The sequence below is a fragment of the Alcanivorax sp. 24 genome (assembly GCF_004360225.1).
GTDB classification, from domain to species: Bacteria; Pseudomonadota; Gammaproteobacteria; order Pseudomonadales; family Alcanivoracaceae; genus Alloalcanivorax; species Alloalcanivorax xiamenensis.
On record NZ_SNUA01000001.1, the window covers coordinates 516,604 to 541,947 of the forward strand.

General features: G+C 61.1%; 21 protein-coding genes and 2 tRNA genes. 21 read left to right on the forward strand and 2 right to left on the reverse strand.

Annotated features, from left to right (window positions below):
- Nucleotides 1-4 precede the first annotated feature (4 nt).
- The 4 genes from dapB to greA all read left to right on the forward strand — a co-directional run bounded on the left by dapB (nt 5) and on the right by greA (nt 6,062).
- The gene (gene dapB / locus E0L37_RS02320) at nt 5-832 is read left to right on the forward strand and encodes a 4-hydroxy-tetrahydrodipicolinate reductase (RefSeq protein ID WP_133490184.1); all 828 of its coding nucleotides are present in this window, start codon (nt 5-7) and stop codon (nt 830-832) included.
- Nucleotides 833-1,086: 254 nt separating this feature from the next.
- Nucleotides 1,087-2,217, forward strand: coding sequence for a glutamine-hydrolyzing carbamoyl-phosphate synthase small subunit (carA, locus tag E0L37_RS02325; RefSeq protein ID WP_133490185.1), 1,131 nt, complete (start codon nt 1,087-1,089; stop codon nt 2,215-2,217).
- Nucleotides 2,218-2,304: 87 nt separating this feature from the next.
- Complete coding sequence (gene carB / locus E0L37_RS02330) at nt 2,305-5,520, forward strand: carbamoyl-phosphate synthase large subunit (protein ID WP_133490186.1); 3,216 nt, start codon at nt 2,305-2,307, stop codon at nt 5,518-5,520.
- A gap of 65 nt (nt 5,521-5,585) precedes the next feature.
- Nucleotides 5,586-6,062, forward strand: a complete 477-nt coding sequence (gene greA / locus E0L37_RS02335; RefSeq protein ID WP_133490187.1) for a transcription elongation factor GreA — start codon at nt 5,586-5,588, stop codon at nt 6,060-6,062.
- Nucleotides 6,063-6,108: 46 nt separating this feature from the next.
- Here the strand turns inward: greA and E0L37_RS02340 are convergent, their stop codons facing one another.
- Entirely contained in the window at nt 6,109-6,420 is a 312-nt protein-coding gene (locus tag E0L37_RS02340; protein ID WP_133490188.1) for a YhbY family RNA-binding protein, read from the reverse strand.
- A 121-nt stretch (nt 6,421-6,541) separates the two neighbouring features.
- Between E0L37_RS02340 and rlmE the strand changes: the two genes are divergently transcribed.
- From rlmE to pnp, 15 genes are all read left to right on the forward strand, one after another.
- Entirely contained in the window at nt 6,542-7,159 is a 618-nt protein-coding gene (gene rlmE / locus E0L37_RS02345) for a 23S rRNA (uridine(2552)-2'-O)-methyltransferase RlmE (protein ID WP_133490189.1), read from the forward strand.
- 64 nt (nt 7,160-7,223) lie between these two features.
- On the forward strand, nt 7,224-9,146 hold the full coding sequence (ftsH, locus tag E0L37_RS02350; protein ID WP_201303729.1) for an ATP-dependent zinc metalloprotease FtsH: 1,923 nt from the start codon (nt 7,224-7,226) through the stop codon (nt 9,144-9,146).
- On the forward strand, nt 9,146-9,997 hold the full coding sequence (folP, locus tag E0L37_RS02355) for a dihydropteroate synthase (protein ID WP_236564024.1): 852 nt from the start codon (nt 9,146-9,148) through the stop codon (nt 9,995-9,997). The genes ftsH and folP overlap by 1 nt, the downstream gene beginning before the upstream one ends.
- Nucleotides 9,987-11,321, forward strand: coding sequence for a phosphoglucosamine mutase (gene glmM, locus E0L37_RS02360; protein ID WP_133490191.1), 1,335 nt, complete (start codon nt 9,987-9,989; stop codon nt 11,319-11,321). Before folP ends, glmM begins: the two co-directional genes overlap by 11 nt.
- A 23-nt stretch (nt 11,322-11,344) precedes the next feature.
- On the forward strand, nt 11,345-12,094 hold the full coding sequence (gene tpiA, locus E0L37_RS02365; RefSeq protein WP_133490192.1) for a triose-phosphate isomerase: 750 nt from the start codon (nt 11,345-11,347) through the stop codon (nt 12,092-12,094).
- A 10-nt stretch (nt 12,095-12,104) separates the two neighbouring features.
- Nucleotides 12,105-12,605 (forward strand): preprotein translocase subunit SecG, encoded by a 501-nt coding sequence (secG, locus tag E0L37_RS02370; protein ID WP_133490193.1) that lies wholly within the window; start codon nt 12,105-12,107, stop codon nt 12,603-12,605.
- 13 nt (nt 12,606-12,618) lie between these two features.
- Nucleotides 12,619-12,705 (forward strand) — tRNA-Leu (locus E0L37_RS02375).
- Nucleotides 12,706-12,938: 233 nt separating this feature from the next.
- Nucleotides 12,939-13,015 (forward strand) — tRNA-Met (locus E0L37_RS02380).
- 134 nt (nt 13,016-13,149) lie between these two features.
- Nucleotides 13,150-13,605, forward strand: coding sequence for a ribosome maturation factor RimP (gene rimP, locus E0L37_RS02385; protein WP_133490194.1), 456 nt, complete (start codon nt 13,150-13,152; stop codon nt 13,603-13,605).
- Between the two features lie 35 nt (nt 13,606-13,640).
- The gene (nusA, locus tag E0L37_RS02390) at nt 13,641-15,146 is read left to right on the forward strand and encodes a transcription termination factor NusA (RefSeq protein ID WP_133490195.1); all 1,506 of its coding nucleotides are present in this window, start codon (nt 13,641-13,643) and stop codon (nt 15,144-15,146) included.
- A gap of 53 nt (nt 15,147-15,199) precedes the next feature.
- A complete protein-coding gene (gene infB / locus E0L37_RS02395) occupies nt 15,200-17,920 on the forward strand; it encodes a translation initiation factor IF-2 (RefSeq protein ID WP_133490196.1) in 2,721 nt (906 codons plus the stop codon).
- A 13-nt stretch (nt 17,921-17,933) separates the two neighbouring features.
- On the forward strand, nt 17,934-18,344 hold the full coding sequence (rbfA, locus tag E0L37_RS02400; RefSeq protein WP_133490197.1) for a 30S ribosome-binding factor RbfA: 411 nt from the start codon (nt 17,934-17,936) through the stop codon (nt 18,342-18,344).
- 17 nt (nt 18,345-18,361) lie between these two features.
- On the forward strand, nt 18,362-19,279 hold the full coding sequence (truB, locus tag E0L37_RS02405) for a tRNA pseudouridine(55) synthase TruB (RefSeq protein ID WP_133490198.1): 918 nt from the start codon (nt 18,362-18,364) through the stop codon (nt 19,277-19,279).
- An 81-nt stretch (nt 19,280-19,360) separates the two neighbouring features.
- Complete coding sequence (gene rpsO / locus E0L37_RS02410; RefSeq protein WP_014996168.1) at nt 19,361-19,630, forward strand: 30S ribosomal protein S15; 270 nt, start codon at nt 19,361-19,363, stop codon at nt 19,628-19,630.
- Nucleotides 19,631-19,818: 188 nt separating this feature from the next.
- Nucleotides 19,819-21,912 carry a polyribonucleotide nucleotidyltransferase gene (gene pnp, locus E0L37_RS02415; RefSeq protein ID WP_133490199.1) on the forward strand — a complete coding sequence of 698 codons (2,094 nt, stop codon included), beginning with the start codon at nt 19,819-19,821 and terminating at the stop codon, nt 21,910-21,912.
- A gap of 478 nt (nt 21,913-22,390) precedes the next feature.
- Here the strand turns inward: pnp and E0L37_RS02420 are convergent, their stop codons facing one another.
- Nucleotides 22,391-23,710, reverse strand: a complete 1,320-nt coding sequence (locus E0L37_RS02420; RefSeq protein WP_133490200.1) for a Na+/H+ antiporter family protein — start codon at nt 23,708-23,710, stop codon at nt 22,391-22,393.
- A 156-nt stretch (nt 23,711-23,866) separates the two neighbouring features.
- On the opposite strand from E0L37_RS02420, the gene E0L37_RS02425 reads away from it, so the two are divergent.
- Nucleotides 23,867-24,310 (forward strand): MarR family winged helix-turn-helix transcriptional regulator, encoded by a 444-nt coding sequence (locus E0L37_RS02425; RefSeq protein ID WP_236564023.1) that lies wholly within the window; start codon nt 23,867-23,869, stop codon nt 24,308-24,310.
- Nucleotides 24,311-24,320: 10 nt separating this feature from the next.
- Entirely contained in the window at nt 24,321-25,343 is a 1,023-nt protein-coding gene (locus E0L37_RS02430; RefSeq protein WP_240687411.1) for an HlyD family secretion protein, read from the forward strand.
- Nucleotide 25,344: the final 1 nt, after the last annotated feature.

Below are 25,344 nucleotides of genomic sequence, written 5' to 3' on the forward strand. Positions count from 1 at the left end.
AACCATGAAAGTAGGCATCATCGGCGCCGCCGGGCGTATGGGGCGCATGCTCATCGAGGCGACGCTGGCCAATCCGGAAGCCGAGCTGGCGGTGGCGGTCGACGTGCCGGGTTCTTCCCTGATCGGGGTGGACGCCGGTGAACTGGTGGGCGTCGGCAAGCTGGGTGTCACCGTGGGCGATGACCTCGCCCTGGTGGCGGACCAGGCGGATGTGTTCATCGATTTCACCGTGCCGGAAGCGACCGCGCGGAATATCGAGACTTGCCGCCAGGCCGGCAGTCGGCTGGTGATCGGCACCACCGGTCTGAACGATGAGCAGAAGGCGCAACTGCGCGCCGCCAGCGAGGAGATGGCGATCTGCTTCGCGCCGAACTACTCGGTGGGGGTGAATCTGTGCTTTAAACTGCTGGAAGCCGCGGCCGCCGTGCTGGGCGACGATGTCGATATAGAAATCATCGAGGCTCATCACCGCCATAAGATTGACGCGCCTTCCGGCACGGCTCTGCGCATGGGGGAAGTGGTGGCTCAGACCCTGGGGCGGGACCTCAAGGAATGCGCGGTGTATGGTCGTGAGGGGCGCACCGGTGAACGTGACCGTCAGACCATCGGATTCGAGACCATTCGTGGTGGTGATATTGTCGGCGATCACACCGTCCTGTTCGCCGCCGAGGGCGAAAGGGTGGAGATTACTCACAAGGCGTCCAGTCGCATGGCTTTTGCTCGCGGAGCGGTGCGCGCGGCTCTGTGGCTCGGGGCTCGGCCCAAGGGATTGTTCGACATGCAGGACGTGCTTGGTCTGGCGGGAGAGAGCGCCGGCTGGGGCGCCCGCTGAGATTGCCGCCGGGTGTTCCGGCGGCTTCCGCCCGTGACACTGGCGGCCGAAAGCACTAGAATAGGCCAAGCCTGAGGGCGCGTGGGGCGCATGAATCGCTGAATGACATGAAAAAGCGAGGTGGAGGAATCCATCTCGCTTTTTTGCGACCGGCCCCCGTCCCCGATCTTCCAAGGGTTTGTCCGCTGTAAACGGTGTCGCCCGCCCTGGCTTCACGCGGACAACCCGGAACCCTATCAGCCTTGGAGGTTGCGTTGACGGTACCCGCCATACTCGCATTAGAAGACGGCAGTCTCTTTCGGGGTGTTGCCATTGGCGCCACGGGTGAGACCGTGGGTGAGGTGGTGTTCAACACCGCGATGACCGGATATCAGGAAATCCTCACGGACCCGTCCTATGCCAAGCAGATCGTCACGCTGACGTATCCGCATATCGGCAACACCGGCGTCAATGAGGAGGACGAGGAGTCCTCCCGGGTGTGGGCCGCCGGCCTGATCATTCGTGATCTGACCCTGACGGTGAGCAGCTGGCGTGCGGAGCAGTCTTTGCCGGAGTACCTGGAACAGCGGAACATCGTTGCCATCGCCGACATTGATACGCGTCGTCTGACCCGTATTCTGCGGGAAAAAGGGGCTCAGAACGGCTGCATCGTCGCCGGTGACGATATCGACGAGGAAAAGGCCCTGGCCGCCGCCCGTGCTTTCCCCGGCCTCAAGGGGATGGATCTGGCCAAGGAGGTCAGTGTCAGCGAGCCTTATGCCTGGACTGAAGGCACCTGGGTGCGTGGTGAAGGCCATCGTGCTCAGACGGAAGCTCTGTTTAACGTGGTCGCCTACGACTTCGGCTGCAAGCGTAATATCTTCCGGATGCTGGCGGACCGTGGCTGCAAACTGACCGTGGTGCCGGCCCAAACCCCGGCATCCGAGGTGCTGGCGATGAATCCGGATGGTGTTTTCCTGGCCAATGGTCCGGGTGATCCGGAGCCTTGCGACTACGCGATCCAGGCGATCCGCGAGATTCTGGAGTGCAAGCTGCCGCTGTTCGGTATCTGCCTGGGGCATCAGTTGCTCGGCCTGGCCAGCGGCGCCCGCACCATGAAGATGAAGAACGGCCATCACGGCGCCAACCACCCGGTGAAAAACGTGGAGGACGGTACGGTGATGATCACCAGCCAGAACCACGGTTTCGCGGTGGACGCGGAGACCCTGCCGGATAACCTCAAGGTGACTCATGTGTCACTGTTCGACGGTACGCTGCAGGGCGTGCATCGCACCGATGTGCCGGCGTTCAGTTTCCAGGGGCACCCGGAGGCCAGTCCTGGTCCCCACGACTGCGCGCCCCTGTTTGATCACTTCATCGAGTTGATGGAGGCGCACCGCGCCTGAGACGCGCCGGACGCCTCACCCCTGGCGTCCGGCCCGGCAATGAATTAACCCGGTAACGAATTAACCAGAGTCCGACGGTCAGCAAAAATGCCCAAGAGAACAGACATCAAAAGCATCCTCATCATCGGCGCTGGTCCCATCGTGATCGGCCAGGCCTGTGAGTTCGATTACTCCGGTGCCCAGGCCTGCAAGGCGCTGCGAGAGGAAGGCTACCGGGTGATCCTGGTGAACTCGAACCCGGCCACCATCATGACCGATCCGGCCATGGCCGACGCCACCTACATCGAGCCGATCACCTGGGAGACGGTGGCCAAGATCATCGAGAAGGAGCGCCCGGACGCGCTGCTGCCCACCATGGGCGGACAGACCGCGTTGAATTGCGCTCTGGATCTGGAACGCCATGGCGTGCTCGAGAAGTTCGCCGTGGAAATGATCGGCGCCAACGCCGACACCATCGACAAGGCGGAGAACCGCGACCGCTTCGACAAGGCGATGAAGAACATCGGCCTGGAATGTCCGCGCGCGCGGGTTGCTCACACCATGGATGAGGCCTGGGAGATTCAGGCGGAACTGGGCTTTCCCTCGATCATCCGTCCTTCCTTCACCATGGGCGGCTCCGGCGGCGGGGTGGCCTATAACAAGGAAGAGTTCGAGGAAATCTGTACCCGGGGTTTCGAGCTGTCCCCCACCCACGAGCTGCTCATCGACGAGTCGCTGCTGGGCTGGAAGGAATACGAGATGGAGGTTGTTCGTGACCGCAACGATAACTGCATCATCGTCTGTGCGATCGAGAACTTCGACCCGATGGGGGTGCACACCGGTGACTCCATCACCGTGGCGCCGGCGCAGACTCTGACCGACAAGGAATACCAGGTCATGCGCGATGCCTCCCTGGCGGTATTGCGTGAGATCGGCGTGGAAACCGGCGGCTCCAACGTGCAGTTTGGCATGTGCCCGGATACCGGCCGCATGGTGGTGATCGAGATGAACCCGCGGGTATCCCGGTCCTCCGCGCTCGCCTCCAAGGCCACCGGCTTCCCGATCGCCAAGGTGGCGGCGAAGCTGGCGGTGGGCTACACCCTGGACGAGTTGCAGAACGATATCACCGGCGGCGCGACCCCGGCCTCTTTCGAGCCGTCCATTGACTATGTCGTCACCAAGATTCCGCGGTTCAACTTCGAGAAGTTCGCCGACGCGGATCCGGTGTTGACCACGCAAATGAAGTCCGTGGGCGAAGTCATGGCTATCGGCCGTAATTTCCAGGAGTCCCTGCATAAGGCTCTGCGCGGGCTGGAAGTGGACTCCGTGGGGTTCGATCCGAAAGTGGATCTGGATGCACCGGACGCCGCTGAGCGTATCGCTCAGCAACTGTCGACGCCGGGGCCGGAGCGCATCTGGGTGATTGGCGATGCATTCCGTAGCGGTCTTGGCGTGGATGATGTGTTCGCGCTGACCAAGGTCGACCGCTGGTTCCTGGTGCAGGTGGCTGACCTGATTGCCGAGGAAGGTCGGCTGGCCGATTTCACCTTCACCGATCTGAGCCGGGACACCTTGTATCGCCTCAAGCGCAAGGGCTTTTCCGATGCCCGCCTGGCCCAGTTGCTGGGCGTGCGGGAAGCGGATGTGCGCAGCAAGCGTCAGGATCTGGGGGTGCGGCCAGTGTTCAAACGGGTGGATACCTGCGCCGCCGAGTTCCCCACCAGTACCGCTTATATGTACTCCAGTTACGACGAAGAGTGCGAATCGAACCCCTCCGACCGTGACAAGATCATGGTGATCGGCGGTGGCCCGAACCGGATCGGCCAGGGCATCGAGTTCGACTACTGCTGCGTGCACGCCGCCTTCGCCATGAAGGACGACGGTTACGAGACCATCATGGTCAACTGTAACCCGGAGACCGTGTCCACCGATTACGACACCTCCGACCGTCTCTACTTCGAGCCGGTGACGCTGGAAGACGTATTGGCCATTGCCGATGTCGAGCGGCCCAAGGGCGTGATCGTGCAGTATGGCGGGCAGACGCCGCTGAAACTGGCGCGGGCTCTGCAGGCAGCGGGCGTGCCGATTATCGGCACCAGCCCGGACGCCATCGACGAAGCGGAAGATCGCGAGCGCTTCCAGCAGATGGTCAACAAGCTTGGCCTCAGACAGCCGCCGAACCGTACCGCCCGTTCCCTGGAGGAAGGGCTGAAGCTGGCGGAAGAAATCGGTTATCCGCTGGTGGTGCGGCCCTCCTACGTGTTGGGCGGCCGGGCCATGGAAATCGTTTACAACGAGGCGGAACTGCGCAGCTACATGAACAACGCGGTGAGCGTCTCCAACGACTCTCCGGTGCTGCTGGACCGCTTCCTGGACGACGCCATTGAAGTCGACGTGGACGCTATCTGCGATGGTTCCGACGTGGTTATCGGCGGCATCATGCAGCATATCGAGCAGGCCGGCGTGCACTCTGGCGACTCCGCCTGCTCGCTGCCGCCCTATTCTCTGGATGACAATGTGCAGGACGTGATGCGCCAACAGACCGCTGACATGGCCCGCGAGCTGGGTGTGGTCGGTTTGATGAACGTGCAGTTCGCGGTGAAGGGCGAGGACGTCTATGTGCTTGAAGTAAACCCGCGGGCGTCCCGGACCGTGCCCTATGTGTCCAAATGCATTGGCGTTTCACTGGCCAAAGTGGCCGCCCGCTGCATGGTTGGCGTCAGCCTGAAGGATCAGGACTTTACCTCGGAGGTCTCGCCGCGCCACTATTTCGTCAAGGAAGCGGTTTTCCCGTTCGCCAAATTCCCGAAAGTGGACCCCATCCTCGGTCCGGAAATGAAATCCACCGGTGAGGTGATGGGTATTGGCGGCAGCTTCGCCGAGGCTTTTGGCAAGGCTTCTCTGGGAGCCGGCGAACGCCTGCCCCAGGAAGGCACGGCGTTCATTTCGGTACGCGAAGTGGACAAGTCCGCGGCGGTGGATGTGGCCCGCACCCTGAGTGAACTGGGTTTCGATCTGGTCGCCACCCGCGGTACCGCCGCGGTCATCGCTGAGGCGGGGCTGCCGGTGACTCCGGTTAATAAGGTGCTCGAGGGGCGTCCGCATATTGTCGACATGATTAAAAACGACGGTGTGGCGTTGATCGTGAATACCACCGAAGGCAAGCAGGCGATCCGCGATTCCTTTGCGATCCGTCGTTCCGCCCTGCAGCACAAGGTGTTTTACACCACCACGATCACCGCCGCGCAGGCGGTGTGTCAGGCCATGGCCCTGCGCGATGAGCCGCAGGTGCGCCGATTGCAGGATTTGCACGCCGAAATCTAATTGTGCGGGGTACCCGGGGCCGGGTGCCCCGCGCTACCCACGGACGATTATTTGAGGTTGAACCTATGCAACGCATTCCGATGACGGTCAGTGGTGCCGAAGCATTGCGCAAAGAGCTGGACCATCTGAAAAAGGTGGAACGGCCCCGTATCAGCGCGGCCATCGCCGACGCTCGTGAACACGGTGATCTGAAGGAAAACGCGGAATACCACGCTGCCCGTGAACAGCAGAGCTTCTGCGAAGGGCGTATCAACGAGATCGAAGGCAAGCTGTCCGCTGCTCAGATCATTGATATTACCCAACTGGATAACACCGGTAAGGTCATTTTCGGCTCGACCGTGACCATCATCGACGTGGACACCGATGAAGAGAAGGTCTACCAGATCGTTGGTGACGACGAAGCCGATATCAAGCAGGGCAAGATCAGTGTGAATTCACCCATCGCGCGCGGCCTGATTGGCCGGGAGGAAGGCGATGTGGTGCAAATCGACACCCCGGGAGGCACCCGGGAGTACGAAGTGGACAAAGTCGAGCACCTGTAGAGGGCTGGTTTGCGCGGGGCTTCGGGCCGGACCCGGGAGCCCCGCTTTAGTCCTGGGCTCTCAGGATATTGGACAGTTTGGGGTTGGGCTTGGCGGCCGCCCGGTAAAGCAGGGCGATATTGCCGATACGCTGGATCAATTCGGCGCCACTGGCGTCGCACAGCGCATTGACCAGTTCGGTACGCTGGTCGCGGGTGGGGGCGTTGACCCGGACCTTGACCAGTTCGTGGTCTTCCAGGCGCCGGTTCAATTCCTCGGTAAAGGACTCGGTCAGGCCCTTGTCGCCAGTCTGCAGCACCGCTTTCAGGTGGTGGCCGATGGTGCGTAAGCGCTTTCTGTCCTGTGGGCTCAAAGGCATGGTGTTCTCCAAATCGGGGGCGCTATTCTAGGTACGCGGCTGCTGCCCTGCAATCATCACCGGGCGCCCCGACACTATTCCCTCGGGCGGACATCCGGGCCGGGTAACAGGATGAACCTTTATGGCCAGATCAAAAAGCAGCCAGCGCTGGCTGCGGGAACATTTCGACGATCACTGGGTGGCCCGCGCCCAGGCCGAGGGCTACCGCTCCCGGGCCAGTTTCAAGTTGCTGGAGATCCACGAAAAAGACAAGTTGTTCCGGCCCGGCATGCGTGTGCTTGATCTGGGGGCCGCCCCCGGCGGCTGGGCCCAGGTGGCCGGCCGGCTGGTCGGTTCGCGGGGGACAGTGGTGGCCAGCGATATTCTGGCCATGGACCCGATTCCCGATGTGGCCTTCATTCAGGGCGATTTCCGTGAGGAAGAGGTCTACCAGCGAATCCTGGACAGCCTGGGCGGGCACAAAGTGGACCTTGTAATGTCCGATATGGCCCCCAATATGAGTGGTAACCGTGCCGTGGATTTGCCGCGGGCCATGTATCTGGCCGAATTGGCCCTGGATATGGCGGAGAGCGTTCTTGAACCGGACGGCGTTTTCCTGGTCAAGGTGTTTCAGGGGGAGGGCTTCGATGAGTATCGGCGGAGTCTTCAGAGCCGGTTTCGCCGGGTGGTGAGCCGCAAACCGGCGGCCAGCCGCCCACGCTCCAATGAAGTGTATCAATTGGGGTGGCACCTGAAATAGTGTAAGGTTTAGATGTCAGTATGCGCACTTGCGCCCGAACGAATCGAGGTCTCCCTTGAACGACATGACCAAGAACATCGTACTGTGGCTGGTGATTGCCGGGGTCCTTTATGTGGTGGCCTCCAGCATCAATCCTCAGCCCAGTCAGCAGATGCTGAACTACTCCTCCTTCATCGAGAGCGTGGAGAGTGGCAAGGTGGCCCGGGTAACCATCGGGGATACCCGGATTTCCGGTGAAATGACGAATGGCGGCAAGTTCGAGACGGTCAAGCCGCCGGCGCTGGACACCAATCTGATTCCCACCCTGATCCAGAATAAAGTGGATGTGGTTGGCAAGGAGCCGGAGCGCCAGGGGTTCCTGACCCAGTTGTTCCTGTCAGTGCTGCCGATTCTGCTGATTCTGGCCATTTTCATCTTCTTCATGCGGCAGATGCAGGGCGGCGGCAAGGGCGGTGGTGGCCCGATGACCTTCGGGAAGTCGAAGGCGCGGCTGATGAGCGAGGATCAGATCAAAACCACCTTCGCGGATGTGGCCGGTGTCGAGGAAGCCAAGGAAGAAGTGCAGGAATTGGTGGAGTTTCTGCGCGATCCCGCCAAATTCCAGCGACTTGGCGGCAAAATTCCCCGTGGTGTGCTGATGGTGGGGTCGCCGGGTACCGGTAAGACCCTGCTGGCCAAGGCCATCGCCGGCGAAGCCAAGGTGCCGTTTTTCAGCATCTCCGGTTCCGACTTTGTGGAAATGTTCGTCGGCGTCGGCGCCTCCCGGGTGCGCGACATGTTCGATCAGGCCAAGAAGCATGCGCCCTGTATTATCTTCATCGACGAGATCGACGCGGTGGGCCGTTCCCGTGGCGCCGGTCTTGGCGGCGGCCATGATGAGCGTGAACAGACCCTGAACCAGTTGCTGGTGGAGATGGACGGTTTTGATGCCAATGACGGCATTATCGTTATCGCCGCCACCAACCGCCCTGATGTGCTGGACCCGGCGCTGCTGCGTCCGGGCCGGTTCGACCGTCAGGTGACCGTGCCGTTGCCGGATATCCGTGGGCGTGAGCAGGTATTGAAAGTGCATATGCGCCCGGTGCCGGTGGCCGAGGATGTGGATGCCAGCGTGATCGCCCGTGGCACGCCGGGCTTCTCCGGCGCCGACCTGGCCAATCTGGTTAACGAAGCAGCCCTGTTCGCCGCCCGCGCCAACAAGCGGGTGGTGACCATGGAGGAGTTTGAGAAGGCCAAGGACAAGATCCTGATGGGCGCCGAGCGCCGCTCCATGGTTATGAGTGAGAAAGAGAAGCTCAACACCGCCTATCACGAAGCCGGTCACGCCATCGTCGGCCGACTGGTGCCGGAACACGATCCGGTCTACAAGGTGAGCATTATCCCTCGCGGGCGGGCTCTGGGTGTGACCATGTACCTCCCCGAGGAGGACAAATACTCCCAGTCCAAGCGGGCCATCGAGTCGGCGATCTGTTCGCTGTATGGCGGTCGTCTGGCCGAGGAAATGACGCTGGGCTTTGACGGGGTCACCACCGGTGCCTCCAACGACATCGAGCGCGCCACCAAAATGGCCCGTGCCATGGTCACCAAGTGGGGGCTGAGCGAAAAAATGGGGCCGCTGGCCTATGAGGAAGACGAGGGTGAGGTCTTCCTGGGTAAGCAAGTGGGGCAGCGCAAGCATATGTCCGAGCAGACCGCCGAGGAAATCGACCGGGAAGTTCGCGCCATCATCGATCGCTGTTACACCCATGCCAAGGACATCCTGGACAATAACCGCGACAAGCTGGATCTGATGGCCGAAGCGTTGATGCAGTATGAGACCATCGATGCCGAGCAGATCAACGATATCATGTCCGGACACAAACCCCGCCCGCCGAAGGACTGGCGCGACCAGGGGCCGGGGAGCGGTGCGTCCTCTTCTGGCGAGAACGCTTCCGACGACGCCAAGCCCGGCGATGACGCCATCGGTGGACCTGCCAATACCCACTGATGCGCCAGATTAGCAAACTGACCTGTGGGGCGCGGACACTGGACCTGTCCGCGCCCGTCGTTATGGGCATTCTTAATGTCACCCCGGATTCGTTTTCGGACGGTGGCCAATTCACTTCCCTGGACTCGGCCCTGCGTCGGGCGGAGCAGATGCTCGCCGACGGTGCCGCCATCATCGATGTCGGTGGAGAATCCACCCGCCCCGGCGCTGATCCAGTATCCGAACAGCAAGAGCTGGATCGTGTGGTACCGGTGGTGGAAGCCCTGACCCGCGAGTTGGATGCCCTGGTGTCGGTGGATACCAGTACTGCCGGTGTGATCCGTGAAACGGCTCGTGCCGGCGCCGGTCTGATCAATGATGTGCGTTCATTGCGCCGCCCCGGCGCCTGTCAGGCGGCGGTGGAAACCGGCCTGCCCGTGTGCCTGATGCACATGCGTGGAGAGCCGGGGGATATGCAGGACAATCCGCGATATCAGGATGTCACCGCTGAGGTGATCCGGTTCCTGGAAGAGCGGGTGGAGGCGTGCGTCGCCGCTGGAATAGCCCGTGACAGGCTGCTGGTGGATCCGGGGTTTGGTTTCGCCAAGACCGTGCGCCACAATCTGAAACTGTTGGCGGAAATGGACCAGCTCAAGCGTTTACAGTTGCCGATACTGGTGGGGCTATCGCGTAAATCCATGGTCGGAAAAGTGCTGGACCGGCCGGTGGAGGAGCGCTTGCCTGGTTCACTGGCGGCGGCGGTGATGTGTGTTGAACGGGGCGCGCTGATCGTGCGTACCCATGATGTCAAAGAGACCGTGGACAGCGTGCGCTTTGCCCGCGCTGTAATGGAGACAGTGGATGAGTCGTAAATATTTCGGTACGGACGGGATTCGTGGCACCGTGGGTGAGGCGCCGATTACCCCGGATTTCGTGCTCAAACTGGGCTGGGCCGCCGGCCGCGTGCTGGCGGCACGTGGTGGCAGCAAGATTTTGATCGGCAAGGACACCCGGATTTCCGGATATATGTTTGAATCGGCGCTGGAGGCGGGTATTTCCGCCGCCGGGGTGGACGTGCGGCTGCTGGGGCCGATACCGACGCCGGGGATCGCTTATCTGACCCGCACTCTGCATGCCCAGGCCGGGATCGTTATCTCCGCCTCCCACAACCCTTACACCGACAATGGGATCAAGTTCTTCGGCGCCGATGGCCGTAAGCTGAATGATCAGATTGAGCAGGACATCGAACAAATGCTGGACGAGCCGATCTCCGTGGTCGGTTCGGACCGGATTGGCAAGGTGCGCCGTATCGACGATGCCCGTGGCCGTTATATCGAGTTCGTCAAAAGCACGGCGCCGGGGCTGAGTCTGGCCGGGTTGACGATCGTCGTCGATACCGCCAACGGGGCCGCCTACCACATCGCCCCGGATGTGCTGGAAGAGCTGGGCGCCAACGTGCTGCCGATGGCCAACACGCCGGACGGCTTCAATATCAACCGGGATTGCGGTTCCACCAGCCCCGAGGCGCTGCGGCGCAAGGTGCTGGAAAGCGGTGCCGATCTCGGCCTTGCCCTGGATGGGGACGCGGACCGCCTGATCATGGTGGACGATCAGGGTGAGGTGGTGGATGGTGACCAGCTTTTGTACGTGATTGCCCGTGACCGCCAGCGGAAGGGCGCCTTGCACGGCGGTGTGGTGGGGACCCTGATGTCCAACTATGGCCTTGAACTGGCGCTGGAGCGGCAAGGCATTCCGTTCGCCCGGGCCAAAGTTGGTGACCGCTATGTCATGGAGCAGTTGGACAGCCGCGGCTGGCTGCTCGGCGGTGAGTCTTCCGGGCACCTGGTGTGCCTGGATCGCACTTCCACTGGTGATGGCATGGTGGCGGCGTTGCAGGTTTTGGCGGCCCTGCGTCGGGAGGAGCGGAGTCTGCGCGACGCGGTGGCGGATGCGCCGCTGGTGCCGCAGACCTTGATCAATGTGCGCGGTGATAATCGCGATGGCTTCATGGAGCGCCCCGAACTGCAGCAGGCGGTGAGTGACGTGGAGGCGGAACTGGCCGGCAAGGGGCGGGTGTTGTTGCGCCCTTCCGGCACCGAGCCACTGGTTCGGGTCATGGTGGAAGGGCTGGATGGCGCGCAGGTGGAACGCCTCTGCCAGCGTCTGGCGGAACAGGTGCGGGCAATCATAGCCTGACCTCTGAACACGGGAACAAGTGAATGACAAGAACGCCGCTGGTAGCCGGTAACTGGAAAATGAATGGCCGGTTGGACATGGTGGAGGCTCTGGGGGCTTCCCTGAAAGGGTTGCGGAACAGCCGGGCGGAAGTGGCGGTGTGTCCGCCGTTTCCCTATCTGGCGTCCCTGGCCGGTGCTCTGAGTGGCAGCGGGGTGCAAGTCGGCGCTCAAAATGTGAGCAGTCACGAGGATGGCGCCTTCACCGGTGAGGTCTCCGCCGAGATGCTCGCCGATCTTGGCTGCCGGTACGTGATCGTGGGTCACTCCGAGCGCCGCGCCCTGTATGGCGAAGATGACGAACTGGTGGGCGAGAAGTTTCTTCGCGCCCAGCAGGGAGGGCTGATCCCGATCCTGTGCGTCGGCGAAACGCTGCGTGAGAGGGAGGCGGGCGAAACCGAACAGGTGGTGGTGCGTCAGGTCACGTCGGTGCTGGACGTGGCCGGCATCGGCGCTTTCGACCAGGCGGTGGTGGCCTACGAGCCGGTCTGGGCGATCGGAACCGGGGAAACCGCCACCCCGGAACAGGCCCAGGAAGTGCATGCCCGTTTACGCACGGCGCTGGCCGCGGAGGACGCCGGTGTGGCTTCCCGCATCCGGCTGCTTTACGGCGGCAGTGTAAAGTCGGATAATGCCGCCCTTCTGTTCGCCCAGCCGGATATTGACGGTGGTCTTATCGGCGGGGCCTCACTGAGCGCGGATGAATTCAGCGCGATTTGTCTCGCGGCGGAATAAACGGTTACTTATGGATATTGTGCTTCATGTGGTCCACGTGTTGACGGCTCTGGGTCTGATCGGCCTGGTTCTGATTCAGCACGGCAAAGGTGCCGATGCCGGCGCCTCCTTTGGTGGCGGCGGTTCGCAGACGGTGTTTGGCAGCGCGGGTTCCGCGAACTTCCTGACCCGGTCCACGGCGGTGCTGGCGGCGGTGTTCTTTGTTACCAGCCTGGCCCTGGCCTGGATGGCTCGTAATGAGGTTGCCCAGAATTCCAGTGTTCTGCCGATGGTGGAGACCGTTGACGAACTGGATGTGCCGGAGAGTGATGCGCCGGCGGTGCCGCAATCCCCCGATGTGCCTTCCGGTGGACAGGGTGACGTTCCGGCCGCGAGCTCCGATGTGCCCGCCAGCGGTCAGGGCGAAGTTCCCGCCACGGAAAGTTCTGAAAAAGGCACTTCAGATGTGCCGGCGAGTGATGTAGAATCCCCGGCCCTGGATGAGAGTCAGGCTGGTTCTCAATCCGAGTGATACCAGGTTCTTTGCCGAAGTGGTGGAATTGGTAGACACGCTATCTTGAGGGGGTAGTGGGCTTACGCTCGTGCCGGTTCAAGTCCGGCCTTCGGCACCAATTTGGAATGGGCTTTATTGTAACCGCCCTTCACGGTGGTCACCGTTTTCAAGCTGGAAAACGGGTGTATTGGTAGTAAATTCGAACGTGCTTCTCGAGGCCTTTCGAATTCCCTGGCCAGGGCTAATGGCTCCGCGATAATGCCGCGGTTAAGACTCGGAAAAATAAATACTTTTTTTGAGTTTGCATTGACAACGGCGGCATGAATACATACTATGTGCGCCGCGATTTAGTGCGGGGTGGAGCAGTCTGGTAGCTCGTCGGGCTCATAACCCGAAGGTCGTAGGTTCGAATCCTGCCCCCGCTACCACTTAACGGAACCGCATCCCGGTTCTGTGGTAAGAAAGCCCCTCATCGTAGGGGCTTTTTGTTATTCAAAGCCGGGATGGCAAGTGGGAATGGGCGTTACGCCCATTTTTTGTTTCTGGCGCCGGAATCAAGGCAATGTCAAAACGCACGGAACAGATCAAGGAGCTGCTGGCTCCGGTAGTCAACGACATGGGCTACGAGCTCTGGGGTATTGAGTACCTGCAGGGGCGTGGCGCGGTATTGCGTCTTTTCATTGACCATGAAGCCGGCATCACCGTGGACGATTGCGTCGCGGTGAGCCATGAAGTCAGTGGCGTGCTTGACGTGGAAGACCCGATTCCCGGCGAGTACAACCTTGAAGTGTCCTCTCCGGGCATGGATCGGCCGCTGTTCGAACTTTCCCAGTTTGAACGTTACCTTGGCGAGCAGGTGCAACTGAAACTGTTGGCCCCGGTAGCGGGCAAACGCAAGATGATGGCGACTCTGGTGGCTGTCGATGGCGATACGCTGGTGGTGATGCTCAATGGTGACACCCTGCGTATTCCTTACAGTCAGGTGGACCGCGCTCGTCTGGAGCCGCGCTTCGACTGAGCGTGACCTGAAAAAACCTTTGTAAAGGCCTGGCCATGAACAAAGAGATCCTGCTGGTAGCGGAAACCGTTTCCAACGAGAAAGGCGTCAGTCGTGACGTCATTTTCGAGGCCATCGAACTGGCCCTGGCGGCGGCAACCAAAAAACGTTTCAAGGAAGAAGATGTGGAAATCCGTGTGCAGATCGACCGGGTTACCGGCGATTCCCGCACCTTCCGCGTCTGGCATGTGGTGCCCGATGAAGACCTCTATGAGTTCGGCAGACAGCTGACTCTGGACGAGGCCCACGAGCACGACGAAAACCTGCGGATTGGCGACGTTTACGAGGAAGAAGTGGAATCCGAGGCCTTCGGTCGTATCGGTGCCCAGACCGCCAAGCAGGTGATCGTACAGAAAGTGCGTGAGGCCGAGCGTCATCAGGTGATCGAGGAATACCGCGACCGTATCGGTGAACTGATCAGCGGCACGGTGAAGAAGGCCACCCGTGACGCCATCATTCTCGACCTGGGCGGCAATGCCGAAGCGCTGATTACCCGCGAACATATGATTCAACGGGAAAGCGTGCGCCAGAACGATCGCGTGCGCGCTTATCTGCTGGGCGTGAATGAAGAAAATCGCGGCCCGCAGTTGTTCGCCAGCCGGGCGTGCCCGGAGATGCTGATCGAATTGTTCAAGATCGAAGTGCCGGAGATCGGCGAGGAACTGATCGAAATCAAAGGCGCCGCCCGTGATCCGGGTTCCCGCGCCAAGATCGCGGTGAAGACCAACGATCAACGTATCGATCCGGTGGGGGCTTGCGTGGGCATGCGCGGTGCCCGGGTGCAGGCGGTATCCAACGAGCTGGCCGGCGAGCGTATCGATATCGTGCTGTGGGACGACAACCCGGCTCAGTTGGTGATCAACGCGATGCAGCCGGCGGAAGTGGCGTCCATTGTGATGGACGAGGAAAGTCATTCCATGGATATCGCCGTGGAAGACGAGTCCGCCCTGGCTCAGGCGATTGGACGCAGCGGCCAGAATATCCGTCTCGCCTCCGAGCTGACCGGCTGGGAGCTGAACGTGATGACGCTGGACGAAGCGCAGAATAAGCAGCAGGAAGAAGCCCAGATGGCCATGGAAACCTTCATGAGCCTGCTGGATGTGGATGAAGACGTGGCGGCGATCCTGGTGGAAGAAGGCTTCTCTTCCCTGGAGGAAGTGGCTTATGTGCCCACCGAGGAAATGCTCGCCATCGAAGGCTTCGACGAAGATGTGGTCGAAGCCTTGCGCCAGCGCGCCAAGGACGCTTTGTTGACCCGCGCGCTGGTGTCCGAAGAGAAATTTGAATCGGCCGAGCCCGCCGACGACTTGCTGGGTATGGACGGCATGACTCGTGAATTGGCGGTGGAATTGGCCTCCCGTGGCATTGTCACCATGGAAGACCTTGCCGAACAAGCGGTGGATGACTTGCTGGATATTGAAGGGATCGACGAAGAGCAAGCGGCTCAGTTGATCATGACCGCCCGCGCTCCCTGGTTTGAAGATGAGAACGCCGGTGAGTAAGTAGAGCGGTGGGGCAGGGCGCCACCATAAGCGGACAGGAGAGTGTTGCTGACATGGCAGAAACGACCGTAAAAAGTCTGGCAGAGGTTGTGAAGATTCCGGTGGATACGCTGCTTTCGCAGATGAAGGACGCCGGACTTCCTCACACCGACGCAGGTGATGTGGTCTCCGATGAACAGAAGCAGCAGCTGCTCGCGCATCTGCGTAAGTCCCATGGCGCCCAGGACGCGGAGCCCAAGAAAATCACCCTCAAACGTCGCTCCACCAGCACCATCAAGACGACGGGTGCCGCCGGTAAAGCGAAAACCGTGAACGTGGAAGTACGCAAGAAGCGTACCTACGTGAAGCGTGAGTCCATCGAAGAGCAAGAGCGTTTGGAAGCGGAGCGCCAGGCGGAAGAAGAAGCCCGCCTGAAGGCCGAGGAAGAGGCCCGCCGCGCCGCCGAGGAAGAAGCCCGCCGTAAGGCCGAGGAAGAGGCTCGTCGCAAGCAGGAAGAAGACGCTCGTCGCGCCGAGGAAGAGGCGCGCCGTAAAGCTCTGGAAGCGGAAAGCGCGGCTCAGGGTGATGCGGAGAAAGAGGCCGAGGACAAGAGCAAGCGCGTTTCCGTGCCGAAGACCGCCAAGAAAGCCGACAAGGTGGAGACGGCGGAAGAACGTGCCAAGCGCGAAGAGGAAGAACGTAAGCAGCGCGAGGCCGAGGAAGCACGACGCAAGCAGGAAGCCGAAGCCCGCCGCAAGGCGGAGGAAGAAGCTGCCCGCCGTACCGCCGAGGAAGCCCAACGTATCGCCGAGGAGCTGGAGAAGCGCGGCGGTGAACAGTCCCAGGAAAAGAAGGAAGAGGAAGACGACAAGGCCTCCTCCATCGTCCGGGATGCCGTGGAAGCCGGATACCGTACCGAGGAACGGCAATCGCGCCGGCGGCGTCGCAAGCCCAAGAGCGGCGGCGTGGTCCACGGCCAGATGAAGAGCTCCATGAACCGGGAGCACGGGTTTAAAAGCCCCACGGAGAAAATGGTGTACGACGTAGAAATTCCGGAAACCATCACCGTGGCGGAACTGGCTCAGCGCATGAACATCAAGGCCAAGGAACTGATCAAGGCCATGATGAAAATGGGCGAAATGGCCACCGTCAATCAGTTTATCGACCAGGAAACCGCTGTCCTTCTCACCGAGGAAATGGGTCACACCCCGAAACTGGTGAAAGGCGAGGAAGAGGCTCTGGAGGACGATCTGGCGTCTCTGGTGGACCGCTCCGGAGAACAGGAAGTCGCCCGTGCGCCAGTGGTGACCATCATGGGTCACGTCGATCATGGTAAAACCTCCCTGCTGGACTATATCCGCCGCGCCAAAGTGGCCGCCGGTGAAGCCGGGGGGATTACCCAGCATATCGGTGCCTACCATGTGAACACCGAGCACGGCATGATCACCTTCCTGGACACCCCGGGTCACGCCGCTTTCACCGCCATGCGCGCCCGTGGCGCCAAGGCCACCGATATCGTGATCATCGTGGTAGCCGCGGATGACGGTGTGATGCCGCAGACCGAAGAGGCGATCAACCACGCCAAGGCCGCCGGCGTGCCGATCATCATCGCGGTGAACAAGATCGACAAGGAACAGGCCGACCCTGACCGGGTCAAGAACGAACTGGCCGCCAAGGACGTGATCCCCGAGGAGTGGGGGGGCGACACTCAGTTCGTCAACGTCTCCGCGCACAGTGGCGAGGGCGTTGACGCCCTGTTGGAATCCGTGTTGCTGCAGTCCGAACTGCTGGAACTGAAAGCCGCCGCCGTGGGGCCCGCCAGTGGTGTGGTCATTGAGTCCCGGGTAGAAAAAGGCCGAGGCAATGTGGCCTCCATCCTGGTCCAGGCTGGTGAGCTGGAAGTGGGTGACATGCTGCTGGCCGGTGCCTGCTTCGGCCGCGTTCGTGCCCTGGTGGACGAAAATGGCCAGCAAGTGAATAAAGTGGGCCCGTCCATTCCGGTGGAGGTGCTTGGTCTGAATGGCGCGCCGGAGGCTGGTGAGCAGGTTCAGGTGGTGCCGGATGAGAAGAAAGCCCGTGAAGTGGCTGAATTCCGTCAGGACCGTGATCGCGACGTCAAACTCAAGCGTCAACAGGCTTCCAAACTGGAAAACCTGTTCCAGAACATGGGCTCCGAGGAAACCAAACACGTCAATATCGTGCTCAAGGCTGATGTACGCGGCTCCCTTGAGGCGTTGATCGGCGCACTGACTGACCTGTCCACCGATGAGGTGAAAGTGGGGCTGGTCTCCACTGGTGTCGGCGCGATCAACGAGTCCGATGTCAACCTGGCGATGACCAGTGAGGCGGTGCTGCTCGGCTTTAACGTACGGGCGGATGCCAAGGCCAAGCGTTTGTGTGAGGCGGAGGGCATTGATCTGCGCTATTACAGCGTGATCTATGAGCTGATCGACGACGTGAAACAGGCCATGAGCGGTCTGCTGGCACCGGAGAAGCGCGAGGAGATCCTCGGTGTTGCCCAGGTGCGGGACGTGTTCCGCTCCTCCAAGTTTGGTGCCGTGGCGGGCTGTATGGTGGTGGAAGGAACCATTCACCGGAATCGTCCGATCCGCGTGCTGCGTGACGACGTGGTGGTGTTCGAAGGTGAGCTGGAATCCCTGCGCCGCTTCAAGGACGACGTTCAGGAAGTTCGCAACGGCATGGAGTGTGGTATTGCCGTGAAGAGCTACAACGACGTCAAGGAAGGCGACAAGATCGAAGTCTTCGAAGTGAAGGAGGTGGCGCGCTCCTTGTAAGCGCGCCCGCACTATGAGTCGTCATCGCCGTCCCCAAGGTTTCCAGCGCACGGACCGTATTGCTGACCAGATTCAGCGCGAACTGGCCCGGGTCCTGCGCTTTGAGATGAAGGACCCGCGTGTGGACCTGGTGACGATTCAGGATGTCCGGGTTTCCCGTGACCTGTCCTACGCCGATGTGTACTTCACATTGCTGGGGCAGGATGCGGACGCCGGAACCGAGGCCGAAGCCGTATTGGGCGGCGCCGCCGGTTTCCTGCGCAGTGCTCTGGCCCAGACCCTGAATACCCGCACCACGCCCCGGTTGCGTTTCCATTACGACCTGACCCCCGAAAAGGCATCACACCTGTCGCGGCTGATCGATGAGGCGCGGGCGGAGGACCGGGCACAAAGCCCGGATCAGGAAGACCAAGACCACGATTGATCTCGGAGCATAAGACGGTGGGAAAACGACGCCGCGGAGGCCGCCCTCTGAATGGCATTTTGTTGTTGGATAAGACCGATGGCGTGACCAGCAACGGGGCCTTGCAAATGGCCAAGCGTATGTTCGCCGCGGCCAAGGCAGGGCACACCGGCAGCCTGGATCCGCTCGCTACCGGTATGTTGCCGGTGTGCTTCGGTGAGGCGACCAAATTCAGCCAGTTTCTGCTCGACGCGGACAAGCGCTACCGGGTCACCGCTCGCCTTGGTGTGACCACGGAAACCGGTGACGCCGACGGTGAGGTGCTGGAAACCCGTCCGGTATCGGTCACCGAGGCTCAGGTGCTGACCGCGCTGGACCGCTTCCTTGGCGAGATCGAGCAGGTGCCGAGTATGTATTCGGCGATCAAGCACAATGGCACGCCGCTGTATAAGCTGGCGCGGGAAGGTATCACCGTTGAGCGTGAGCCGCGCAAGGTGACCATCCACGAAATTCGCGGGGCGCGCCTGGAAGGCGAGGACCTGACGTTCGAGGTGGCCTGTTCCAAGGGCACTTATGTGCGTTCCCTGGTGGAGGACCTGGGCGCGGCGCTTGGCTGCGGCGCTCATGTGATTGCACTGCGGCGCCTGTCCGCCGGCCCGTATCCCGAGGAGCGGATGATCACCCTCGAGCAGCTGGGGCTGCTCAAGGAGCAGGGAGGATTCGAGGCAATTGACGATTTGCTCTTGCCTTTATCCACCAGCGTGGCAGACTGGCCGCGCGTCAATCTGGGTGACAATGCGGCGTATTATCTGCGCCAGGGTCAGCCAGTGATGGCCAGTGATCGCCCGGCCGAGGGCTGGGTGAGTCTTTATCAGGCTTCCACGGAGCAGTTCCTGGGAGTCGGAGAAGTACTGGAGGACGGGCGGATAGCGCCTCGTCGTCTGGTATCGGAGTGACCCAGAGGGGTCGTGAAACGGGACGGCAGCTATAAATATGCGTGGCTGACCGTGACTAATGTTGCATATTGGAGTGTGAAAATGGCTTTGAGCGTCGAAAAGAAAGCGGAAATCCTGAAGGAATTCGGTCGTAAGGAAGGGGACTCCGGTTCCCCGGAAGTGCAGGTTGCCCTGCTGACCGAGAACATCAACCAGCTGCAGGGTCACTTCAAGGCCCATAACAAGGACCACCACAGCCGTCGTGGTCTGATCCGCATGGTTAACCAGCGCCGTAAGCTGCTGGATTACCTGGCTGGCAAGGATCGTAGCCGCTACCTGCAGTTGATCGAGCGTCTGGGGCTGCGTCGCTAAGCCCTGGTTATGTTCGATTCACGACGGAAGCTCGGCCATGCCGGGCTTCTGTTGTTTTTGGCGTACTGAAAAAGCAGCAACGAATGCCGGGACGATCCATGGTGAACAGAGGCTATGGCGCCCACGGAGCCGGGGTTATGATGCCTTGGCAAAGACTGATGGAAGAGTGAAGAGAAGAGACGAGAGATATGTTCAATATTGTGCGCAAAGAGATTCAATACGGCGCGGATACCGTGGTGCTGGAAACCGGGCAAATCGCCCGTCAGGCCACCGCCGCCGTTATGGTCACCATCGGTGACACCCAGGTCCTGGTGACCGTGGTGGGCAAGAAGGAAGCGGATCCCGGAAAAGGCTTTTTCCCGCTGACCGTGAACTACCAGGAAAAAACCTATTCCACCGGCCGTATTCCTGGTGGCTTCCTCAAGCGTGAAGGGCGTCCCAGTGAGAAGGAAACCCTCACCTGCCGACTGATCGATCGCCCGATCCGGCCGCTGTTCCCCAACGGTTTCATGAACGAAGTGCAAATCGTTGCCACCGTGATGTCCTCCGACAAGAACCGGGACCCGGACATTGCCGCCATGATCGGCACCTCCGCCGCTCTGGCGATTTCCGGTATTCCGTTCAACGGCCCGATCGGTGCCGCCCGGGTAGGCTTCAAGGACGGTATGTATCTGCTCAACCCCGGCTATTCCGAGTTGGAGGATTCCCTGCTTAATCTGGTAGTGGCGGGTACCGAGCCGGCCGTGCTGATGGTGGAGTCCGAAGCCCAGGAGCTGAGCGAGGACCAGATGCTGGGCGCCGTGCTTTACGGCCACCAGGAAATGCAAACCGTTATCCAGGGCATCAAGGCATTTGCCCAGGAAGTGGGCACCCCTGCTTGGGAATGGCAGGCACCGGCGGAAAATGCCGAGCTGAAAGCCGCGATCAAAGCCAAATACGCAGGCGCTCTCACCGAGGCTTACACCATCACCGAGAAGCAGGCGCGCTACACCAAGGTGGGTGAGTTGCGTGATGCCTGTGTGGCCGAGTTCGTCACCGAAGATGAAAACAGCCCGGACGCCGGTGAAGTTAAAAGCCTGTTTGGCAAGATCGAGAAAAGCGTGGTGCGGGAGGGCGTGTTGTCCGGCAAATCACGCATCGACGGCCGCGCCCTGGACCAGGTTCGTGCCATCGACTGTAAAGTCGGTGTACTCAAGAAAACCCATGGTTCCGCTCTGTTTACCCGTGGTGAAACCCAGGCCATCGTTACCGCCACCCTGGGCGGCATGCGTGATGCCCAGTTGATTGATGCGCTGGAAGGCTCCCGCCAGGATCACTTCATGCTGCAGTACAACTTCCCTCCGTACTGCGTGGGTGAAACCGGCATGATCGGCTCCCCCAAGCGCCGTGAAATCGGTCACGGCCGTCTCGCCCGTCGCGGTGTGGAAGCGGTGGTGCCGAATGAAAAGGAATTCCCCTACACCATCCGTGTGGTCTCCGAGATCACCGAGTCCAACGGCTCCTCTTCCATGGCCAGTGTATGTGGTACTTCCATGGCACTGATGGACGCCGGCGTGCCGTTGCGTGCTCCGGTGGCGGGTATCGCCATGGGGCTGGTGAAGGAAGAGGACGGCCGCTTCGCGGTGTTGTCCGATATTCTGGGTGACGAGGATCACCTGGGCGATATGGACTTCAAAGTGGCCGGTACCGAGCGCGGCGTGACCGCCCTGCAGATGGACATCAAGATTGAGGGCATCACCGAAGAGATCATGGAGAAAGCGCTGGAACAAGCTCAGCGTGGCCGCCTGCATATCCTTGGCGAAATGGCCAAGGCGATCTCCGTGTCCCGTGATCAGGTTTCCGACAATGCTCCGACCCTGCTGACCATGAAGATCAATTCGGAGAAAATCCGCGATGTGATCGGTAAAGGTGGCGCGGTGATTCGGGCTCTGACCGAGGAAACCAGCTGCACCATCGACATCGAGGACGATGGCAGCATCAAGATCTACGGCGAGACCCGCGAAGCGGCCCTGGAAGCGCAGCGCCGCATCGAGGAGATCACCGCCGAGGCCGAAGTGGACAAAATCTACGAAGGCGAAGTGACCCGCGTGGTGGATTTCGGGGCTTTCGTGCGCATCATGCCGGGTACCGAAGGGTTGTTGCACATTTCCCAGATTGCCGAGGAGCGTGTGGAGAAAGTCTCCGACTACGTGAAAGAAGGCGATGTGATCCGGGTGAAAGTGCTCGACGTGGACCAGCGTGGCCGCATCAAGCTGTCCATGAAGGAAGCGAAAGAAGGCTGATTGCGTTTAATTACACCCTTTCGGGAGTTCAGCCAGAATAAAAAGGCCCGCGGATGCGGGCCTTTTTATTGGTTCCTCGCGGAATGACGGGAATGAGAGCCTTCATCGGGGGCACGGGTCCGTACGGAGGCCTTCCGGGGTCGCTGTAAATACATCCCTGTAAGCTCCCGGTTTGACGTCCCTGTCAAACCGGGTCCCGGAAGGCCTCCGTGCGGACCCGCTTCGAGTGAACCGCCGCGTTCCGGACTCCAACGACGACGGACCTTTCTGGAGAGAGGGGAGGGTGCCCTCCATCCCGGTGTGCGGGTTTGCTCGTGGTGGGCAGGACAACCTTTCCCTTTGCGGAACCTGCTTCACGATGTTCCCGCAAAGGTGTAACACAGCTCCGCTGTCCCTGATGGAGGGCAATTTCAAATCCCGTCAAACCGCGATGAATTTTTTTAATACCTGACCAAATGGTGCAGGGCTGATCCGTCGGTTACAACACCATGGCCGCGGTCCAACCCGCCATCAGTAATGGCAGGTTATAGAACACAAAGGTTGGAATCACGGTGTCCCGGATATGGTCATGCTGGCCGTCGGCGTTGAGTCCCGCGGTGGGGCCCAGGGTTGAATCCGAGGCCGGTGAGCCGGCGTCTCCGAGTGCCGCCGCGCTGCCCACCAGGGCCGCGGTGGCCAGGGGCGAAAAGCCCAGTGCCAGACACAGGGGCACATACAAGGTGGCGATAATCGGAATGGTGGAGAATGAGGAGCCGATGCCGAGAGTGATGAACAAGCCCAGTAGCAACAGCCCGGCCGCCGCCACGCCGGGGCTGCTCAATTGGCCGGTAACCGCTTCCACCAGCAACGGTACCTGCCCACTCCCTTTCACCACCGCCGCGTAGCCGTTGGCGGCGATCATGATGAAACCGATCAAGGACATCATCTTCACGCCCTGAGTGAAGGCATCCTGGGATTCCCGCCAGGGCACCACGCCCCCGGCGGTAAACAGCAGAAAGCCGACCAACGCGCCCAGCACAATGGAGTCGGTGAGCAGCTGCAGGCTCACCGCGCTGCCCAGCGCGAGCGCCGCCACCACCAGCGTCCGTGGGGATAGCCGTACTTGATGGTCTTCGCCGGGCAGGGTCACCGGCTGATAATCCCGGGGGTTGCGAAATCGCCAAAGTGCCAGCAACAGACCCGCCACCATGCCGCCGGCTGGCAACAGCATGGCCTGGGGGATTTGATCCTTCGCCAGATCGAGGCCCGCCTGGGCCAGGCTGGGTTCCAGTTGTTTGTAGAGAAACAGGCTGCCAAAACCCACCGGCAGCACCATGTAAGGCGTGATCAGTCCGAACGTCAGCACGCAGGCGGCCAGCCGCCGGTCAAGTCGGAGCCGGGCCATGACCCCAAGCAGGGGCGGAACCAGGATGGGGATGAAGGCGATGTGCACGGGGATCAGATTCTGACTGATTACCGCGGCAACCAGCAGGACCAGGATGATCAGGTTGCGCAGCCGCCGCAGCTGTCCGGGGTCGGGTGTGCCGCCGAGGCGCCGGATCAGCCGTGCCGCCAGCCATTCGGTGACGCCGGATCGGGCGATGCCCGCGGCGAAGGCGCCCAGTAAAGCGTAGCTGAGAGCAATCGGGGCGCCGCCGCCCAGCCCTTCGGTGAACAGGGCCAGGGTGTCATCCAGGGACAGGCCACTGAACAGGCCGGCGGTGAGGGCGGCGCACACCAGCGCCAGAACCACGTTCAGGCGCGCCAGGCTCAGACCCATCAGAACCAGAACCGATATCACGACCGCATTGGTCAACATTGCATTGTCCTCGACGCCGGGGCTCGCGAGGTGCGCAGTCTACCGGGGTTGGTTTTGGCTGTCTCCGGTGAGGGCGCGGATATGGGTCAAATCATTTGACCCTATTGCCAGAATTATAAGCATCCTTATAATAAGGATGTTATCCGAGGAGTGAGCATGGGCGGAACGGACACCACGGTTGGGATGAGCCTGAACGACGTCGCGCGCATGATGCGGCGGGACTTCGATCGCCGGGCCCGGGAGCAGGGCTTGAGCCGCGCGCGTTGGCAGGTGCTCTGGCAACTGTCGCGGCGGCAGGGGGTGCATCAGGCCGCACTGGCCGAGGTGATGGATTTGGCCCCTATCTCGCTGACCCGTCAATTGGACCAACTGGAAGCGGAAGGGCTGGTGGAGCGACGTCCGGATCCATCCGATCGACGGCGCCGGCTGTTGTTTCTGACGGAGCAGGCCCGGCCGGCTCTGGAACGATTGAAGACATTGGCCGAACAGACCCGTGCACGGGCTTTTGCCGGATTGGAGTCCTCGGACATCGACATGCTCATTCGGATTCTGGCCGCCATGCGTGCCAACTTGTGTGATCGCCCGGACCAGGGAGACTAGAGTGACCTCAATGCAACGAACCCGCCGTCTTGGTATGGGCTTTGGCCTGCTGGTGGCGATAGTGGTGATCCTGTGGCTGATTTTTGGCGGCCAGCGCTACGTCAGTACGGATAATGCCTATATCAAGATCGATATGTTATCCCTGGCCGCCAATGTTAGCGGGCAACTGGTGGCGGTGAACGTGGAACGCAATCAGGTGGTGGAGAAAGGGCAGGTGCTGGCGGAAGTGGATCCACGCCCCTTTCGCATCGCCGTTGCCGAGGCACGGGCGGATCAGCAGGCGGTGCGCAATCGTATCCTGTCTTTGCGCGGAGACTACGCTCAGGCCATGGCGGAACGGGACCAGGCCAACCGCGATGTGTCTTATTACCGGCGTGAGTTGCAACGTCTGCAGCGGATGAGGCGCAGTTCGGTATCCGAGGCGCAACTGGACGGGGCCCGCCAGAAACTGGACCAGGCTCGCGCCACCGGTTCCGTGGCGGAACAGCGCCTGGTCAGCTTGCGGGCGCAACTGGCGGGTGGGCCGGATGTGGCGGTGGAAGATCACCCGGATTATCAGGCCGCCACCGCCAAGCTGGAGCAGGCGGAATACGATCTGTCCCAGTGTCAGGTTATCGCCCCCGCTTCCGGCATTGTTGGCGGTGAGGTGCCGATGATTGGGGAACGGGTTAACGCCGCGGTGCCGATCATTTCCTTGTCGAAGACCGATACCTTGTGGGTGGAAGCGAACCTCAAGGAAACCCAGCTGACGCGGATCGTGCCCGGTCAGACGGCGGAGGTGGAGGTGGATACCTTCCCGGGGGTCAAGTGGGAGGCGCAAGTCATCAGTCTGAGTCCGGCCACCGGCTCTGAGTTCGCGCTGATTCCCCCGCAGAATGCCAGCGGCAACTGGGTAAAGGTGGTTCAGCGGCTACCAGTGCGGCTGCGTCTGCAGCCCAAGGACGGTCAACCGATCCTGCGTGCCGGAATGAGCGCCGAGGTCACTATCGATACCGGTAATGAGCCGGAGCAACAAACCGCGCAGGCTCGATAAT

What these genes read in the sequence shown, in the direction of transcription:
- greA (WP_133490187.1), top strand. Translation starts at nt 5,586, where the DNA reads ATGCAACGCATTCCGATGACGGTCAGTGGTGCCGAAGCATTGCGCAAA.
- secG (WP_133490193.1), top strand. Translation starts at nt 12,105, where the DNA reads ATGGATATTGTGCTTCATGTGGTCCACGTGTTGACGGCTCTGGGTCTG.
- tpiA (WP_133490192.1), top strand. Translation starts at nt 11,345, where the DNA reads ATGACAAGAACGCCGCTGGTAGCCGGTAACTGGAAAATGAATGGCCGG.
- rimP (WP_133490194.1), top strand. Translation starts at nt 13,150, where the DNA reads ATGTCAAAACGCACGGAACAGATCAAGGAGCTGCTGGCTCCGGTAGTC.
- glmM (WP_133490191.1), top strand. Translation starts at nt 9,987, where the DNA reads ATGAGTCGTAAATATTTCGGTACGGACGGGATTCGTGGCACCGTGGGT.
- E0L37_RS02430 (WP_240687411.1), top strand. Translation starts at nt 24,321, where the DNA reads ATGCAACGAACCCGCCGTCTTGGTATGGGCTTTGGCCTGCTGGTGGCG.
- infB (WP_133490196.1), top strand. Translation starts at nt 15,200, where the DNA reads ATGGCAGAAACGACCGTAAAAAGTCTGGCAGAGGTTGTGAAGATTCCG.
- rpsO (WP_014996168.1), top strand. Translation starts at nt 19,361, where the DNA reads ATGGCTTTGAGCGTCGAAAAGAAAGCGGAAATCCTGAAGGAATTCGGT.
- rbfA (WP_133490197.1), top strand. Translation starts at nt 17,934, where the DNA reads ATGAGTCGTCATCGCCGTCCCCAAGGTTTCCAGCGCACGGACCGTATT.
- folP (WP_236564024.1), top strand. Translation starts at nt 9,146, where the DNA reads ATGCGCCAGATTAGCAAACTGACCTGTGGGGCGCGGACACTGGACCTG.
- ftsH (WP_201303729.1), top strand. Translation starts at nt 7,224, where the DNA reads ATGACCAAGAACATCGTACTGTGGCTGGTGATTGCCGGGGTCCTTTAT.
- E0L37_RS02340 (WP_133490188.1), bottom strand. Translation starts at nt 6,420, where the DNA reads ATGCCTTTGAGCCCACAGGACAGAAAGCGCTTACGCACCATCGGCCAC.
- carB (WP_133490186.1), top strand. Translation starts at nt 2,305, where the DNA reads ATGCCCAAGAGAACAGACATCAAAAGCATCCTCATCATCGGCGCTGGT.
- pnp (WP_133490199.1), top strand. Translation starts at nt 19,819, where the DNA reads ATGTTCAATATTGTGCGCAAAGAGATTCAATACGGCGCGGATACCGTG.
- rlmE (WP_133490189.1), top strand. Translation starts at nt 6,542, where the DNA reads ATGGCCAGATCAAAAAGCAGCCAGCGCTGGCTGCGGGAACATTTCGAC.
- nusA (WP_133490195.1), top strand. Translation starts at nt 13,641, where the DNA reads ATGAACAAAGAGATCCTGCTGGTAGCGGAAACCGTTTCCAACGAGAAA.
- E0L37_RS02420 (WP_133490200.1), bottom strand. Translation starts at nt 23,710, where the DNA reads ATGTTGACCAATGCGGTCGTGATATCGGTTCTGGTTCTGATGGGTCTG.
- E0L37_RS02425 (WP_236564023.1), top strand. Translation starts at nt 23,867, where the DNA reads ATGGGCGGAACGGACACCACGGTTGGGATGAGCCTGAACGACGTCGCG.
- dapB (WP_133490184.1), top strand. Translation starts at nt 5, where the DNA reads ATGAAAGTAGGCATCATCGGCGCCGCCGGGCGTATGGGGCGCATGCTC.